Origin of the sequence: Neobacillus muris (assembly GCF_943193175.1) — a bacterium.
GTDB classification, from domain to species: Bacteria; Bacillota; Bacilli; order Bacillales; family Cytobacillaceae; genus Neobacillus; species Neobacillus muris.
In genome coordinates this window covers 1-15,584 of the sequence record NZ_CALPDF010000015.1, presented here as the reverse complement: position 1 = coordinate 15,584, position 15,584 = coordinate 1, and the positions used below count along the sequence as shown (strand labels likewise).

Annotated in this window: 14 protein-coding genes and 1 pseudogene; 12 read left to right on the top strand and 3 right to left on the bottom strand. The window is 42.0% G+C overall.

The window, feature by feature from the left end; translation table 11 throughout:
- Window positions 1–55: 55 nt before the first annotated feature.
- The 10 genes and pseudogenes from prfB (at window position 56) to NFS43_RS11930 (ending at window position 9,958) form a co-directional block, all read left to right on the top strand.
- A protein-coding gene (gene prfB, locus NFS43_RS11975) for a peptide chain release factor 2 (protein ID WP_251551908.1) occupies window positions 56–1,157 on the top strand; the annotation gives its coding sequence in 2 pieces (ribosomal slippage) (window positions 56–127 and window positions 129–1,157; 1,101 coding nt in all).
- Between the two features lie 287 nt (window positions 1,158–1,444).
- Window positions 1,445–2,272 carry a YitT family protein gene (locus NFS43_RS11970; RefSeq protein WP_420910328.1) on the top strand — a complete coding sequence of 276 codons (828 nt, stop codon included), beginning with the start codon at window positions 1,445–1,447 and terminating at the stop codon, window positions 2,270–2,272.
- A 51-nt stretch (window positions 2,273–2,323) separates the two neighbouring features.
- Window positions 2,324–2,638 (top strand): cytochrome c551, encoded by a 315-nt coding sequence (gene cccB, locus NFS43_RS11965; protein ID WP_251551906.1) that lies wholly within the window; start codon window positions 2,324–2,326, stop codon window positions 2,636–2,638.
- A 398-nt stretch (window positions 2,639–3,036) separates the two neighbouring features.
- Entirely contained in the window at window positions 3,037–3,723 is a 687-nt protein-coding gene (gene ftsE / locus NFS43_RS11960) for a cell division ATP-binding protein FtsE (protein ID WP_251551905.1), read from the top strand.
- Window positions 3,713–4,606, top strand: a complete 894-nt coding sequence (gene ftsX / locus NFS43_RS11955; RefSeq protein WP_251551904.1) for a permease-like cell division protein FtsX — start codon at window positions 3,713–3,715, stop codon at window positions 4,604–4,606. The genes ftsE and ftsX overlap by 11 nt, the downstream gene beginning before the upstream one ends.
- 116 nt (window positions 4,607–4,722) lie before the next feature.
- The gene (locus tag NFS43_RS11950; protein WP_251551903.1) at window positions 4,723–5,991 is read left to right on the top strand and encodes a murein hydrolase activator EnvC family protein; all 1,269 of its coding nucleotides are present in this window, start codon (window positions 4,723–4,725) and stop codon (window positions 5,989–5,991) included.
- 272 nt (window positions 5,992–6,263) lie between these two features.
- The gene (locus tag NFS43_RS11945) at window positions 6,264–7,718 is read left to right on the top strand and encodes a S41 family peptidase (protein ID WP_251551902.1); all 1,455 of its coding nucleotides are present in this window, start codon (window positions 6,264–6,266) and stop codon (window positions 7,716–7,718) included.
- A 188-nt stretch (window positions 7,719–7,906) separates the two neighbouring features.
- Entirely contained in the window at window positions 7,907–9,100 is a 1,194-nt protein-coding gene (locus NFS43_RS11940) for a PDZ domain-containing protein (RefSeq protein WP_251551901.1), read from the top strand.
- Between the two features lie 262 nt (window positions 9,101–9,362).
- A pseudogene (locus NFS43_RS24615) lies at window positions 9,363–9,458 on the top strand (metal-sensitive transcriptional regulator); the annotation flags it as partial.
- A gap of 203 nt (window positions 9,459–9,661) precedes the next feature.
- Window positions 9,662–9,958: a rhodanese-like domain-containing protein gene (locus NFS43_RS11930; RefSeq protein WP_251551900.1), complete on the top strand. Its 297-nt coding sequence runs from the start codon at window positions 9,662–9,664 to the stop codon at window positions 9,956–9,958.
- Window positions 9,959–10,020: 62 nt separating this feature from the next.
- On the opposite strand, the gene bacA is transcribed toward NFS43_RS11930, so the two are convergent.
- Complete coding sequence (gene bacA, locus NFS43_RS11925; protein ID WP_251551899.1) at window positions 10,021–10,818, bottom strand: undecaprenyl-diphosphate phosphatase; 798 nt, start codon at window positions 10,816–10,818, stop codon at window positions 10,021–10,023.
- Between the two features lie 107 nt (window positions 10,819–10,925).
- On the bottom strand, window positions 10,926–11,690 hold the full coding sequence (locus NFS43_RS11920; RefSeq protein ID WP_251551898.1) for a metallophosphoesterase family protein: 765 nt from the start codon (window positions 11,688–11,690) through the stop codon (window positions 10,926–10,928).
- Between the two features lie 268 nt (window positions 11,691–11,958).
- Between NFS43_RS11920 and NFS43_RS11915 the strand changes: the two genes are divergently transcribed.
- Window positions 11,959–12,195 carry a hypothetical protein gene (locus tag NFS43_RS11915; RefSeq protein WP_251551897.1) on the top strand — a complete coding sequence of 79 codons (237 nt, stop codon included), beginning with the start codon at window positions 11,959–11,961 and terminating at the stop codon, window positions 12,193–12,195.
- A gap of 43 nt (window positions 12,196–12,238) precedes the next feature.
- On the opposite strand, the gene NFS43_RS11910 is transcribed toward NFS43_RS11915, so the two are convergent.
- The gene (locus tag NFS43_RS11910; RefSeq protein ID WP_251551896.1) at window positions 12,239–14,035 is read right to left on the bottom strand and encodes an ABC transporter substrate-binding protein; all 1,797 of its coding nucleotides are present in this window, start codon (window positions 14,033–14,035) and stop codon (window positions 12,239–12,241) included.
- Window positions 14,036–14,149: 114 nt separating this feature from the next.
- On the opposite strand from NFS43_RS11910, the gene NFS43_RS11905 reads away from it, so the two are divergent.
- Window positions 14,150–15,373: an MFS transporter gene (locus NFS43_RS11905; protein WP_251551895.1), complete on the top strand. Its 1,224-nt coding sequence runs from the start codon at window positions 14,150–14,152 to the stop codon at window positions 15,371–15,373.
- The last annotated feature ends 211 nt before the right edge of the window (window positions 15,374–15,584 follow it).

Below are 15,584 nucleotides of genomic sequence, written 5' to 3'. Positions count from 1 at the left end.
GTTTTGGAATAAACTGCAATGTAGTTATGATATATTTTTTATAGAGGTGACGAATATGGAATTAGCGGAAATTCGAAACGAGCTTGAAAAAACAGCTAAAACATTAGCGGACTTTAGGGGGTCTCTTTGACCTTGAAAACAAAGAAGCCCGCATTGCTGAGCTAGAAGATGAAATGCTTCACCCCGATTTTTGGAACAACCAAGAAACGGCACAAAAGGTGATCAGTGAATCGAATGCCTTAAAAGACCAAGTTCATGAGTTTTACGAACTCAATGAGATCTTTGAAAATCTCGAAGTTACTTACGAGTTGGTCAAAGAAGAAAATGATGCTGAGCTGCAGGCGGAGCTGGAAGAAGAGCTCGGGCAGCTGACAGAACGGTTGAATCAATATGAACTGCAGCTTCTCCTCAGTGAGGAGTATGATAAAAATAATGCTATTTTAGAGCTGCACCCAGGTGCTGGCGGAACAGAATCCCAAGACTGGGGTTCAATGCTGCTTAGAATGTATACTCGCTGGGCGGAGAAGAAAGGCTTTAAGGTTGAGACTTTGGATTATCTACCAGGGGATGAAGCAGGGATTAAAAGCGTTACCCTTGCCATCAAAGGACATAATGCTTACGGATATTTGAAAGCTGAAAAAGGGGTGCATCGCTTGGTGCGGATTTCACCGTTTGATGCATCAGGGCGCCGGCATACTTCCTTCGTTTCCTGTGATGTTATGCCGGAGTTCAATGACGAGATAGAGATTGAAATCCGCTCGGAGGATTTAAGAGTAGATACGTACCGGGCAAGCGGGGCAGGCGGACAGCATATCAACAAAACGGAATCGGCTGTCCGGATTACCCATATTCCGACAGGCATAGTGGTGGCCTGCCAAACGGAACGGTCCCAAATTCAAAACCGCGAGCATGCCATGAAGATGCTGAAATCCAAGCTCTATCAAAGGGAAATTGAGGAGAAAGAAAAGGCCCTTGCGGAAATCCGCGGAGAGCAAAAGGAAATCGGCTGGGGAAGCCAAATTCGTTCTTATGTGTTCCACCCTTATTCCATGGTTAAAGATCATCGGACAGGTGCGGAGTCCGGCAACGTCCAAGGTGTCATGGACGGAGATATTGACCAGTTTATTGATGCTTACTTGCGTTCAAGAATCTCATAATATCAAAGACGTCACAGTGTAAATGCTGTGGCGTTTTTTTTTGAAGAAAAAGAATAACTACCGATAAAACTGTGAAAATGGTTGATTAAGGAACGAGAAGTTTATCATCAAAACGCTATTACCTGCAAAAGCTAATAATTAGTTTACCCCTTTATCACGGCAGTGCAATGCCATTTACACCCAATATTTGACCATGTTATACTCACTCTCGGTTCATCATTATAAAACGATGATTGAGGAGAATACATATGAATTATATAGGAAATATGCTGGATTCGAGCCCGAAAATGCGAATCGCCTTGGATTATCTATTAGTCCTTATCGGTGCGGCTATTATAGCCGTTTCGTTTAATGTTTTCTTGCTCCCGAACCAGATCGCCTCTGGAGGTGTCAGCGGGATCAGCACCATTCTTACATCACTGTTTGGCTGGGAACCTGCTTATGTCCAATGGGCATTTAACATCCCGCTATTTTTCGCCGGTGTCCTTTTATTAGGCAAGCAATTTGGGGCAAAAACATTAGCGGGAACCATATTCCTGCCATTTGTTGTTTTCTTAACAAAAGAGGTGGAGCCATGGACCAATGATCCGCTGCTTGGATCGCTGTTTGGCGGGATAGGTGTCGGGTTAGGTTTGGGGATTGTGTTTCGCGGCAATGCCTCCACAGGCGGCACGGATTTAGCCGCACAGATTATCAACAAATATACAGGCTTTACCTTGGGCAGATGCGTTGTACTCATAGATGGATTAATTGTTCTGGCCGCAGCCATCGTATTTGATATAGAAAAAGCCTTATACGCGTTAATCGGACTTTATGTTACAAGCAAAACGATTGATTTAATTCAAATTGGCTTTGGGCGGTCAAAAATGGCAATGATTATTACCGAAAAGCAAGAGGAAATCCGTCACGGGATTTTGCATAAAATTGACCGGGGTGTGACAAAACTATCGGCATATGGCGGTTTTACTGAACACGAACGACCAGTCTTGATGTGCGTTGTTGATCAAACAGAGTTCACAAAATTGAAACAATTGGTTAAAACCATTGACCCATCAGCATTTGTCGTGGTTATGGATGCGGCTGAGGTGCTAGGAGAAGGTTTCAAGCGTTCATAATGCTGGTATACTTATACATTGATGGGATTTATTCCTTAAGGGGGGATTAGCTTGAAGAAGAAAGTGTTAACACTATTAATCGGAACAGCCTTTGTAATGGGACTGGCTGCTTGCGGCGGCGGTGAGGACAAAGCTGGAGATGAGACGGCTTCAGGCGGTGCAAAAATATTTGACCAAAAATGCTCAAGCTGCCATGGCGAAAATCTTCAGGGCGGCATGGGTCCTGACTTAACAAAAGTCGGCTCCCGTTACACGAAAGACGAAATCCGAGACATAATTAAAAATGGAAAAGGCGCTATGCCGCCAAATGTAGTAGAGGGCGATGACGCTGATGAAGTAGCAGACTGGCTCGCTGCTAAAAAATAATATTCCTAAACGCCCTGTATTGAACAGGGCGTTTCTTAATTCAAGGGAGAGTCCTCCACCCAAGCAGCGCTTTAACGCAGCGGGGGACTGTCCCCATAATTTTTCCACAAAGATTGACAGTACTACCATATAGTTATATGGTTAATCAATGAATAAAATTCGACAAACAAAGGATGGGTTCTACAAGAATATTGGTATTATTGGATAAAAACGCCATGGGGAGTATTCTTTGAAAAGAAACTGTAATATAATTACCACTTTTTTTAGCGGATTATGATGTTATAATGAAAACATGCAAGAAATTGCACTGATTGTTTGGTATTTTGGTTCTTTTTGTGAAATAGAATAGAATATTGTCGAATTATTTCTATACGAAAATAAACTAACAGGTGATCTGAATGATAGAAATGCAAGAAGTATATAAGAAGTATCCAAATGGCGTATCCGCCATTAATGGAATCGACGTCCGGATCAACCAGGGCGAATTTGTTTATGTGGTCGGACCAAGTGGTGCCGGAAAATCCACTTTCATCAAAATGATGTACCGGGAGGAAGTGCCGACATCTGGGACGATTACGTTAAATGGCGTGAACGTAGCCAAATTAAAGAATACTAAGGTCCCACAGTTCCGGCGCCAGCTGGGGGTTGTATTCCAGGATTTCAAATTGCTTCCGACTCTTACTGTTTATGAAAATGTTGCGTTTGCTTTAGAGGTAATCGAGGCACAGCCAAAATATATTAAAAAGCGCGTCATGGAAGTGCTGGATTTAGTTAATTTAAAGCATAAAGCAAGAATGCTTCCTACTGAACTGTCAGGTGGAGAACAGCAGCGTGTCTCCATTGCGCGTTCGATTGTCAACTCTCCAAAAGTCGTCATTGCCGACGAACCAACCGGAAACCTGGATCCGGATACGTCTTGGGAGATCATGAAAATTTTTGAAGAGATTAATAATCGAGGAACTACCGTGGTGATGGCCACCCACAACAAAGAAATTGTTAATACAATCAAGCATCGCGTCATCGCCATTGAAGGCGGAAAGATTGCCCGTGATGAACAAAGAGGTGAATACGGTTATGAAAATTAGAACACTAGGCCGTCACGCCCGCGAAAGTTTAAAGAGCATCAGCAGAAATGGCTGGATGACATTTGCCTCCGTGAGTGCTGTTACAATTACCCTCATCTTGGTTGGCGTTTTTGTCGTCATTATGATGAACCTAAATCGTGTGGCGGAGACCATTGAAGAGGACGTGCAAATCCGCGTTCACATCGATGTGGCTGCAACCGAACAGGATCAAACTGCTTTAAAAGATTCCATTCAAAATATGCCAGAGGTTGGATCCGTTAAGTTTTCCTCAAAGGAAGAGGAATTAAATAATTTAGTCAAAAGCATGGGTGAAGAAGGTAAGGCATTTAAGCTATTTGAACAAGATAACCCGTTAAATGACGTATTTATCGTGAAAACAAAAAAACCGACGGATACCATGGATGCTGCAAAGAAAATTGAAAAGCTTAATTTTGTTTCAAAAGTGAACTATGGTGAAGGCAAGGTTGAAAAGCTATTTAAATTTATTAAGGCAAGCCGAAATGTTGGGATTGTCTTGATTGTCGGCCTGTTCTTTACTGCTATTTTCTTAATCTCCAATACTATTAAAATAACGATTATTGCTAGACGCCGGGAAATTAAAATTATGAGATTGGTAGGAGCAACCAACGGCTTTATCCGCTGGCCATTCCTGTTGGAAGGATTGTGGCTGGGGATTCTGGGGGCAGTACTGCCAATCATTCTGATTTCCATCGCCTACTATCGGGCATATGACTATCTTGGTCCAAAACTACAGGGAACCTTTATTAGAGTGCTGCCATTTGATCCATTTATGTATCAGGTGTCTGGAATCCTGCTGTTAATGGGAGCCCTGATTGGGATATGGGGCAGCGTCATGTCCGTACGTAAGTTCTTAAAAGTGTAACCCCAAAACCAGAAAGGTGCTTTTAGCTCCTTTCTGGTTTCGCTGTTTAAATATGTGCAACAGATAAACAACGATTGCCTGTACATATAGAGAGATAAGGGAAGGGAGAAATCGAATTGAGAAAGTCGGTAAAACTACTCGCCGCTGCCGCTGCGGTTGGGCTGGGAACTTTTTTTGGAGGCATTCCTTTACAGTCACAAGCAGAATCTATTTCCAATTTGAAGAAAGAACAAAGTAATATTCAAGAGAAACGCTCGGGTGTTCAGTCGAATTTAAATGATGTTCAAGGACAAATTAATGACTTGAAAAATCAGCAAACGAACGTAAAGACCGAAATGCAGCGGATTGATTTGGCGATTGGCAGCACAACCAAGGAAATTGAAACGAAAACTGCGAAAATTAATGAAACAAAGGCTGAAATTTCTAAGCTGCAAGATGAAATTAAGGTCATTAGTGAGCGAATCGAGAAACGGAATTTACTATTAAAAGACCGGATTCGTAACTACCAAGTAACGGGTGGAGCCGTCAATTACTTGGATGTGTTAATGGGGGCGACCAGCTTCAGCGATTTCATTGACCGGGCAAATGCAGTTGCCACGATTATGCAGGCAGACCAAGATATTTTAAAGCAGCAGGAAGCTGACAAGAAGACCTTGGAAGAGAAGGAAGCTCAGGTTGAAAAGGATCTGGCTGATCTCGAAAAACTAGTGGCAGATTTAGAGAAAATGAATCAGCAGTTAGCTGAACAGCGTGCGGAAAAGGACAGGCTATTAGGTGACCTTGTGGAGCAGGAAGGAGAAGCCCACGAATATAAAATGGAGCTTCAGGAGCAGGAACAAGCCTTGGCTGCTCAGGAATCTGCTATCCAGAAATTAATTAAACAGGAGCAAGAACGCCAAAAGCAGCAGCAACAACAACAGTCGGCTTCGTCGTCAAAATCTAGTAGTAATGCATCCATCAGTGTTTCAAGTGGGGCATTTACCAGACCAACAAATGGTCCGGTTACTTCTGGATATGGATATAGAACGTATAACAATGAATTTCATAATGGGGTTGACTTTGGGCGTGTAACCAATTCTGATCCAATTGTTGCTGCAGCTGATGGGATCGTATTCAGATCTTATTTGTCGAGTTCATATGGTGAATGTGTAATGATTACCTCTATGGTAAATGGCCAGCTTTATACTACAGTTTATGCCCATATGGTGAGTGGAAGCAGATTGGTTAGTGAGGGCCAAACTGTTAAGAAAGGTCAGCAAATTGGCATAAAGGGAGAAACGGGGCAAGCTGACGGTATACATTTACACTTTGAATTGCATAAAGGAAAATGGGAAGCAGATAAGCGAAATAAAATTAATCCAGTTGGAATTATTCCAGGGCTATAGCTATGAGGGTGATGCAAATGATGCATCACCTTTTTTGTGTATCAAAATAAGCCCAATAGACTGGGAGATACAAAGAATAAATAAATAATTTCATAACTCGTCCATTCCTTTCATATATGTTAATAATCGGGGCAGGAATTGCTGCCCATATATTAAAGAAAATTACAAACATTGGCAGATGTTTTTTTCAGGGGAAACATTGCGTATGTATCAAACTGCTGATTGCAGGATTTTCTTTTTATAAAAACAAGCAATAATGGAGGGGGTACCGGATGAATCGAAAATGGGTTGCCTTGTTAATGACCGCTTCGCTGCTGACCGGAGCAGGAGGCGCCTATGCAGGGCTGCAGGTATTGGAGCAAAAGGAAGAACCGTCACAATTAGAAGATTCGGTTTCTGCGAACAATAAATCGACTGACACTGCGGTGGAGACAACCGATCTTAAAAAAGTCGAGCAGGCTTATGAGCTAATTATAAGCCGCTATGTGGAAAAAGTAGAAGAGGAAGAGTTGGTGGAGGGTGCCATTCAGGGGATGCTCTCCGTTTTGGAAGATCCTTATTCTGTTTATATGGACAAAGAGACGGCACAGCAATTTACCCAAACCTTGGAGTCCTCGTTTGAAGGAATCGGAGCCGAAGTCGGGAACGTCGATGACAAAATTGTGATAATATCACCGTTTAAAAATTCTCCTGCCGAAAAGGCAGGTATCAAGCCAAATGATCAAATCTTAAAGGTGGACGGCAAAAGTGTCGAAAACCTTAACCTGCAAGAAGCCACATTGCAAATTCGAGGCAAAAAAGGCACGTATGTTACCTTGGAAATTGCCCGAGAGGGACTGAAAAAACCGCTGACTGTCAAAGTGAAAAGGGATGAGATTCCACTTGAGACGGTCCATTCCGACATCAAGAAACAAGACGGGAAAAAGGTGGGCTACATGGAAATTACCACCTTTTCAGAAAACACAGCTCAAGATTTTAAAAAGCAGCTTGACGAGTTGGAAAAGGATGATATCAAAGGACTGGTTATTGATGTCCGCGGGAACCCAGGAGGGCTGTTATCAAGTGTGGAAGAAATTGTGAAAGAGTTTGTCCCTAAAAATAAGCCATTTGTTCAAATTGAGCAGCGAAATGGAGATAAACAGCGTTATTTTTCAACCATAACCAAGAAAAAAGACTATCCGGTTGCTGTTTTGGTAAACAAAGGGAGTGCCTCAGCCTCAGAAATATTGGCAGGGGCCTTAAAAGAAGGGGCGGATTATCCGCTAGTGGGTGAGACAACATTTGGCAAAGGAACCGTTCAGCAGGCGGTGCCAATGGGAGATGGCAGCAATATCAAGCTTACTTTGTTTAAGTGGCTGACACCAGATGGAAATTGGATTCACAAAAAGGGCATTCAGCCGGATGTGCCAGTTGAGCAGCCAGCCATTTTTGCAACGCACCCGGTTCAGGTGGAAGAGACGCTGTCAGAGGATATGAATAATGAGCAGGTTCAAAACGCCCAGGAAATTTTAGCCGGACTGGGCTATGCCCCGGGACGGAAAGATGGTTACTTTAGCGAACAAACAGAGATTGCTGTAAAAGGATTCCAGCAGGAAAATGACCTGCCTGTAACTGGGAAAATTGATGCTAAGACTGCCGCTAAACTGGAAGAGGAAGCCATCAAAGAAATGAAAAAAGAAAAAAATGACCTTCAACTGCAGACGGCGCTTCGGCTTGTTTTAGAATAATCTTGGAGATTGGAAGAAACAGTGAACCTTGATTGACGGGTTCACTGTTTTATTTTTAAAAGATTTTTACGAAAACACTGCTTTTCTAGAATCTAGCAATATTTTTTATTACTGCAATTTGGTAAAATATTATTTAAGAGACTTTTTAATATGAGTGACGAATTTTTTATAGAGGCAGGTGGCAGGAAGTGGTGCAACTATGGCTTGTGGAGTTTCTGAAGGGGACAGGCAAGTTATTTCTTCATCCTGTTTTTTACTATCTCGTTTTCCTCGCCGGCATTTTAGGAGTTAGAAGGGTAAAACGTGAGCGGAAAAATTTCCATATTCGCGCAGAGGATGCGTATTTTGAACTTAGGCAGCTGTTTCCTAAGGGAGTTTTGATCGGACTGGTGTTATCGGCAGCAACGATTTGTGCAGGTATAGCGGTTCCTTTTGCTGCGCTTGTGTTAATCGCAGGGTTCACCTTTTTATGGTCACTGACCACCAATGTCCGCTGGATTTCTCCTGCCTATACAATGGGGGCTGCATTTTTTGCCATAATTCTGATGGCTGAAAAAGGCTGGTCGATACCGCTGTTTTCCGAAGCCTTTCAATCCATCGGCGACAAAGTCTATCCTTCGATTGTGGTGGTACTTGGTCTTCTTTTAATAGCGGAAGGGATTCTGATTGATAAAAATGGACCCAAAGGGACATCTCCTAAACTGGCAAAAAGTAAACGGGGGCAAACCATTGGTGTGCATGAAGTCAAGCGGGTTTGGATGGTGCCGTTGTTTTTGCTGGTCCCCGGGGATGCGCTTCATTTGCCATTTGAGTGGTGGCCGGTATTTCATTTAGGAGCGAAAGAGTATTCGCTGATTTTTGTGCCGTTTGCCATCGGTTTTTATCAGCAAATAAAGGGGATGCTTCCTAGATTGGCAGTTAAGCAGTTAGGACGTCAGGTTATGGTGTTTGGTCTGGTCATCACTATAGTTGCTGGCGCAGGTTATTGGTATCCGCTTGTGTCGATTATCGCTGCGGCACTTGCGGTAATTGGCCGTGAATTGATCTCCTTGTTTGCACTTCTTAAGGACGAGGGAAGACCGGTTTATTTTTCAAGGAAAAATCACGGTTTGATGATTATTGGGGTGATTCCCGATTCACCGGCGTGTAAAATGGGTCTTCAGGTTGGTGAAATTATTGCAAAGGCCAACGGTGTAATAGTCCGTGATGAAACGTTGTTTTACGAAGCTTTGCAGAAAAATCGGGCGCATTGCAAGCTGGAGGTCCTTGATACAAACGGTGAAATCCGTTTTGTCCAACGTGCGTTATTCGAAGGAGACCATCATGAACTAGGCATCTTATTTGTCCAGGAAGGGCAGAAGTATGATAAGAAAACAGGATAAGATTTATTTTTTATGGATTCCCTTCAAAAAAGGAGGCTGCAAAGTATAGCAGCCTCCTTTTCATATGTATCATGTCCGTTCACCAGCAATTTTGGATAATTTTCGTACCTAAAAGCATTTTATTTTACAATCCTTTTATACCGTTTATAATACCTGTATGGGTATAATCCTTGCGGGGCAAGATGACGGGTAAAGTGTTACTCGTATTTGGAATGTCAGGTGGAGCAGCAGCTATAGAAACGAATGGATAGGTGACTCATTCATGGACTACAATGATCAAGTCAAAAATAGAGTAAAACGCATTGAGGGGCAGGTAAGAGGAATTTTAAAAATGATGGAAGAGGACAAAGACTGCAAGGCGTCCAAAAAGCGGAGAGTCAAGGTGAAAATATGGAAGATCTAGTAAAAGAGGCAGTCAATCTCCTTGTAAAGAGCCGTTGAGGAAAGGTGAAGCACTGTCATTTATTTTAAACAGGCTAATACCTATTAGGGTAATTGATTTTACGATGGAATGCCCCTTTGGAAAAAGGGAATATATAAAGAGATTAAGGAGGAAAAAAGATGAAACAGCTAACTGCAAAAGAAGTAGAAGCACTATTAAATGCCGGCAAGAAATTAAACATGATCGATGTACGTGAGGTAAAGGAGGTAAAGGCTGGCAAGATACCTGGTGCCATCAATATCCCTTTAGGATTACTTGAATTCCGTATGCATGAATTAGATAAATCTAAGGAGTATATCATGATTTGCCAATCAGGAGGCAGAAGCGGCCGCGCATCTCAATTCCTTGAAAGCTATGGATTCAATGTTATCAACATGACTGGCGGAATGTCAGCTTGGGAAGGTAAGGTTGAATAAAGGAACTCGTAAACAAATGTAAAGCTCGACATATAGTCGAGCCTTATTTAATGATATACGGTTTATAAGATGACAAAGATCGTAAATAAAATGGCCAGGATAATTCGATAGTAGGCAAAAATTGTCAGGCCAATTTTTTCTATTAGTTTAAGAAAACCAACCGCTACTAACATTGCCACAACAAAAGCTGTAATAAACCCGATCGCAAACATCGGAATATCAGATGCATGCAAGAAATCCAAGCTCTTAATAAAGTCCAGCCCAGTTGCCCCTACCATGATCGGCAGTGCTACTAAAAATGAGAATTCAGCTGCAGTCTTATGGTTGGCTCCTGCAATTAACCCCCCAGAAATTGTAGAACCCGCACGAGAGAAACCAGGGATAACAGCCAAGCATTGAAAAATTCCGATCGTTAAAGCTTGTTTGTAGCTTAGTTCATCCACTGTGCCAGCCGAGAACTTTGGATGCCGCTTTTCGGCAAAAATCATCAAAATGGCCCCGGCAACAAGACTTCCTACGACAACCTTGGGCGAGAAAAGCTGAGTTTTGATAAAATCATGCAATAATAATCCAACTAAAGCAGCTGGTATTACTCCCAAAATAATGTGGATCACATCTAATTTCTTTTCAGGCTTTCCGATCGTACTAAAATTTAAAAGAGAAAGGTATCTTCTCCAGTACAATACTAGAATAGCCAGCATCGACCCCAATTGGATGATAACCTCAAAGGTGTTTGCCTTTTGCCCTTGGAAGCCCAACAAACTACCGACTAATATCAAGTGTCCAGTAGATGATACAGGCAAAAATTCTGTTAAGCCTTCTACGATTCCTAATATTAAAGCAATGATATTCTCGGACATTATTTTTCTTTCCTCCGTTGTTACTTTTTTCTCTTAATAATATTAAATACCCTTAAAATAGTAACACAAAAACTTGTATAAGTAACGGGGAAAGGTAATAGTTCCAATTATTGGGGATGCCGGTTATCTGCTCTATTTTTTAAACCTCTATATTGGGCTGTTGTTAATTCTTGTATATATTCCTGCAGTTCGGGCATTTCCGCTTCTCTGGCTAATTGGATCGATAAATCAATGTCATATGGAACGCGTACAAGCTGTATCGAAAAAACTCCATTTTCTTGTTGCCCGTATTCTCCTTCCAGTATGGCGTAGGAGGCTTGAGTGAGATCAAGCGGATTTCCGACGCTGCCTGCGTTGCACAAGGTTTTCCCTTTTATATGCTGCTGGAAGGCATCATGAATATCTCCATAACAAACCACATCTGCTTCCCTATTCTCAGAGATATTTTGTGTGAGTTCCGTGTTTTCAAACATGCTCAATCGACGTTCGAGAGGGTCCCCAGGACGGATTCTTTCATACTCGCTTCGGGGGGAAGCATGGAACATTCTGACAAGCTTTCCGCTCATCATAAACTCCACTGAAAATGGCAGTTCTTTTAAATAATTCATTTGTTCTTTTGTTACTTGGTTTTGGTGCCATTTGATAACGGCGGATTCCTGCGGCTTAGGGAAAAAATCATCCCAATTGCCTCTAACAACACTTTCACAATGCTTTTCAATCATTTTGATGGCCATGCTTGATTGCGGCCCCTTGCCAACTATATCACCAAGGCAAATAATTCTCCTTATGTTTTTGGAATTTATATCCGCTAGCACGGATTCCAGTGCAGGGATATTTCCATGAATGTCAGAAATAACAGCGATTTTTTCCATAGTATAAAAAACTCCCTAATGTATTTGAAAATTAGTTCTCTATTTGTCTTCCAAATCCCTTTATTCCTTCAAAAATGTCTGTCACGATGACCGTTTCTGTCTGAGGGATGTGGAACATAATCGAAAGAATGTCGGAATTTGTCGAAAAACAATTGAAGATTGAATACGTTTACTACTGTTATTATTTAATTTATTATAACTATTATAAATATTTGTTTTCTTATGACTAATTTGAAAAGGGGTATATCTTAAGACAGGGGGCAGAAAGATGAACCAGATAGGGAGAAACAACAATATTAGGGAGAGCAAGGGGAACGAAGCCATTCCAAAAATGGTTCGATTAACCATTGAAATTCCAGAAAATATAAGAGATGATTTTCGGGATGCGGTGGAGAGAAATGGAAAGTGCATGAAAGAAGTACTTAGGCTTTATATGCAAAAATACATATGGAAACAAAGTGAATTGCAAAGAAATAGACAAAAACGCCGTCAAGACATTGGATAATGACGATGCATCACAAAACAAGCGGTTCCCTAGAGGGAGCCGCTTAATTTTTTGAGGAATCTGGATGGATCCATATATCCTTAAAGTCAACGCTGGCCCGGGAATTTAGTTTCACTCCGCGGATGGACGGATGAAAATTTGTATGACTATCTTTATGAACCAAAAAGGAGACAAGTATCTCAGTCTTCAATCGTTCTTCGACTTCATCAAATAGCAGATCTCTTGCTGTTTTTTCTTCTTCATTCAGAAGTTTTTCTATGATTTGATCAAGGATCCTCCGGTTTTCTTCATCAAGATGGACCCGCATAAAGCTATAGCCCGATTGATACAATTCTATTTTTGACAACTCGTCTTCTCCCCAAACGGCTTCAAATAAGATACAGTCAGCCTGCTGCATGATAGCAGGATCCAGCATATCCGTCCAACTATAGATGGATACAGTCAAATTAATTCCATATTCCATGGATTCCTGCTTGAGCCAGTTGGCATCTTGTTCATGGCGGTCATAGGTAAACAACCTAATAGGTTCACCAAGGTATCCAGAATGATGGATCCATTTGTTAATTTCATCTGGCGTGATCTCCTGTGTGTCCTGCGTTCGGGTCTTGCTGCGCTCGAATCCACTTGCTGGATAAACACGAGGATAGCCTAAATCACGGATCATTTTTCGGCGATTGATCAATTTGTCCAAAACCTGCCGGAAAAGTTTGTGGCAGAGGGGACTCTCTGGCTTGTTTAAGTTAAACGTTAACAGGGAGCATCCATCATAGGTATCTTCTAAAGCAGACCAATCAGGATTTTTGGTATAGGCTTGATTTTCACCGGTGTTGATAAAAATATTATTCGATAATGGAGAGCCTTCAGGAAAGAGTTTTGGGATATTCATAATCTCAATTCGGTCCATAAAGGCCCGGCCCTCAAAATGATAGGGATGTGCTTCTAAGATGCACTGGTCCAAGTGGCAGCTGACCACTTGGAACGGCCCGGTTCCTGTTGGCAGCATGGCATCATGATCAATACTCTCATCAAGGGGCACAATTGATAGTGCCGGGAACGAAAGGTACTGAAGGAATAAGGCATTCGGCTTGTTTAATTGAAATTGGATCGTATATCGATCGATCACCATTACTTGTTTGATAGTTGAAACCAGCCATGCCTGCGGATAGTCTGGTCTAGTTAGTCTTTTGATTGTGAATTCAACATCGGCTGCTTCGAACTCCTTGCCATGATGGAACAGGACACCCTTCTTAAGAAAAAAAGTCCAAACGGTCTTGTCCGCGTTTACCTCCCAGAAATGAGCCAATTTACCTGTTGCTTTCTGGGTGTTATGATCAAACGTCACTAAAGTATTGTAAATTTGTTTAACAAGATGGACGTCAAAATCATAGTAAGCAAGATCGGGTCTTAAGGTATTGATCGTTCGGAATACAGGGAGCCGAAGGATTTCTTTATAGCCAGTTGCATTGTCCTGTTTTTTATAGCCAAAATATTCCCCGAGCCAGTTCAACAAATGCAGCCGGAGTATCGGGGTCCCATGCTTGCTGATCAACTCAAAGGCATGGGAGATCGCGCCTCGCTGAATCAAGCGGATTCCTTCCTCGTACAGAATCTCCTCTTTTGACTTCAATAAAGTGAGGGTGGATTTTTTTCCACGGCCTCGTCCTGGTTCAAATCGGATCCATCCTTCATCAATCATTTTATTCAAAATGAATTTTACATTTCTGGGCGTGCAAAACAGCATGGAGGAGAGTTCTTCCACTGTGACCATGAAGGGGCTGCTGACCTTTTCTACTGGATAATGATTGCTGATTTGAATAAAATCTTCGACTAATTCCTTCATTGCATTACAGCCTCCCATGACGATTTTTCAAAAAAGATGAAATAAAACTCTTCCATCTTTCCATTTTTAGCAATCTCATTGTTTAGTAATCTGAAAAACAAAGGGGGTAGGAAAATGTCCTTGCCATTAACACAAACGAAACAGACCAGTATTTGGAAAAATAAATCGTTTGCCATTCTGGTTATTTCCACTTTTTTAATAAGTGTAGCAAATAAAATATATGAATTGCTACTGCCATTAATTATTTATGAATTAACCCATTCACCTGTTGCGGTTTCCTCGATGAGGACGGCCGAGCTCCTGCCTAATTTGCTTTTTGGCATTTTTATCGGGGTGATTGTGGACCGGGTTCAAAAGAGAAAATGGGCGATGTGGATGGTGGGGGGGCAGGCTCTCTTACTGCTAGCCATGGTGCAGCTGATTCGGCTGGATGTAGGTCTGCTGTTTCCTTATTATGTCATTGGTTTTTTATTAATGACCTTGAATTACGGCTATTTTAATGCCCAGGTAAGCCTAACCAAGTTGACGGTCCCAAGGGAGCAAATGACTTCGGCCAATGCGAAATTTTCCTTTATTGAAACGTTTGTCGGAGTGATGGGACCGGTGATCTCAGGTCTTATTCTATTGCTCCCATTTCTTTATGACGGGATCTTGATAACAGCTTTGGCCTATTTCCTGTGTTTCGTATTATTGACGCAGTTAACGTCTAGTCAGGAAAGTTTTGCTGATCGAAAAAAATCTACGTTTACGGAGGACTTTTTAGAGGGGTGGAAATCCTTCCGCGGAAATAAACCGCTTTGGTTAATGACTATTTTTATTGCGGTCATGAATTGCAGTATGACGGTTGTGAGTACGACTGCGGTTATCTATGCAAAGGAAGAATTGGCAATGACTTCAGCTGCGGTTGCCTCGATTATGGCTTTTGCGGGGATCGGCGGACTGGCAGGAAGTCTTATTGTGAATAAGCTGCGGCAGATCGTTGGTTTAGGGATTGTTTTTGGTACATCTTCACTTATTTTCGCGATTGCTTATATCGGGATGTTTTTTGCCCATGATGTGAAGCTTCTCGCAGTGTCGTTATTCTTGAGCGGATTTGCTTTGGCGCTGTATACGGTGAGTGCCTATACCTTTCGGCTGGAACAAACTCCGGCTGAATTGATTGGGAGAATCAGCGGAATTACTGGTACTTTGTTTCGTGTCGGCATGCCGTTGACCATGTATGTTTCCGGCTGGATGGTCCTATGGTGGGGTGCGGATTCTGTATTCCTTAGCTCGGCTTTCTTAAATATTGTTGTTTATCTCATCTTCGTTAGGACGATTCTTTGGCAAATAAAATAGGGTTTATGGCGCCAAAAAATCAGTAAACCCAAGGGATCTTGTCGCTTTTAAAGGGTCAAGGCGCCAAAAAAGCAGTGGCCCTAGTAAATTTTGTCGTCATGAAAGGGTCAAGGCGCCAAAAAAGCAGTGGCCCTAGTAAAATTTGTCGTCATGAAAGGGTCAAGGCGCCAAAAAACCGTTGGCCCAAGCAAAATTTGTCGTCATGAAAGGG

Excerpts from the sequence above, each read along its gene's own strand:
- NFS43_RS11970 (WP_420910328.1), top strand. The coding sequence starts at position 1,445 with ATGCGAATCGCCTTGGATTATCTATTAGTCCTTATCGGTGCGGCTATT.
- ftsE (WP_251551905.1), top strand. The coding sequence starts at position 3,037 with ATGATAGAAATGCAAGAAGTATATAAGAAGTATCCAAATGGCGTATCC.
- ftsX (WP_251551904.1), top strand. The coding sequence starts at position 3,713 with ATGAAAATTAGAACACTAGGCCGTCACGCCCGCGAAAGTTTAAAGAGC.
- NFS43_RS11945 (WP_251551902.1), top strand. The coding sequence starts at position 6,264 with ATGAATCGAAAATGGGTTGCCTTGTTAATGACCGCTTCGCTGCTGACC.
- NFS43_RS11930 (WP_251551900.1), top strand. The coding sequence starts at position 9,662 with ATGAAACAGCTAACTGCAAAAGAAGTAGAAGCACTATTAAATGCCGGC.
- bacA (WP_251551899.1), bottom strand. The coding sequence starts at position 10,818 with ATGTCCGAGAATATCATTGCTTTAATATTAGGAATCGTAGAAGGCTTA.
- NFS43_RS11920 (WP_251551898.1), bottom strand. The coding sequence starts at position 11,690 with ATGGAAAAAATCGCTGTTATTTCTGACATTCATGGAAATATCCCTGCA.
- NFS43_RS11915 (WP_251551897.1), top strand. The coding sequence starts at position 11,959 with ATGAACCAGATAGGGAGAAACAACAATATTAGGGAGAGCAAGGGGAAC.
- NFS43_RS11910 (WP_251551896.1), bottom strand. The coding sequence starts at position 14,035 with ATGAAGGAATTAGTCGAAGATTTTATTCAAATCAGCAATCATTATCCA.
- NFS43_RS11905 (WP_251551895.1), top strand. The coding sequence starts at position 14,150 with ATGTCCTTGCCATTAACACAAACGAAACAGACCAGTATTTGGAAAAAT.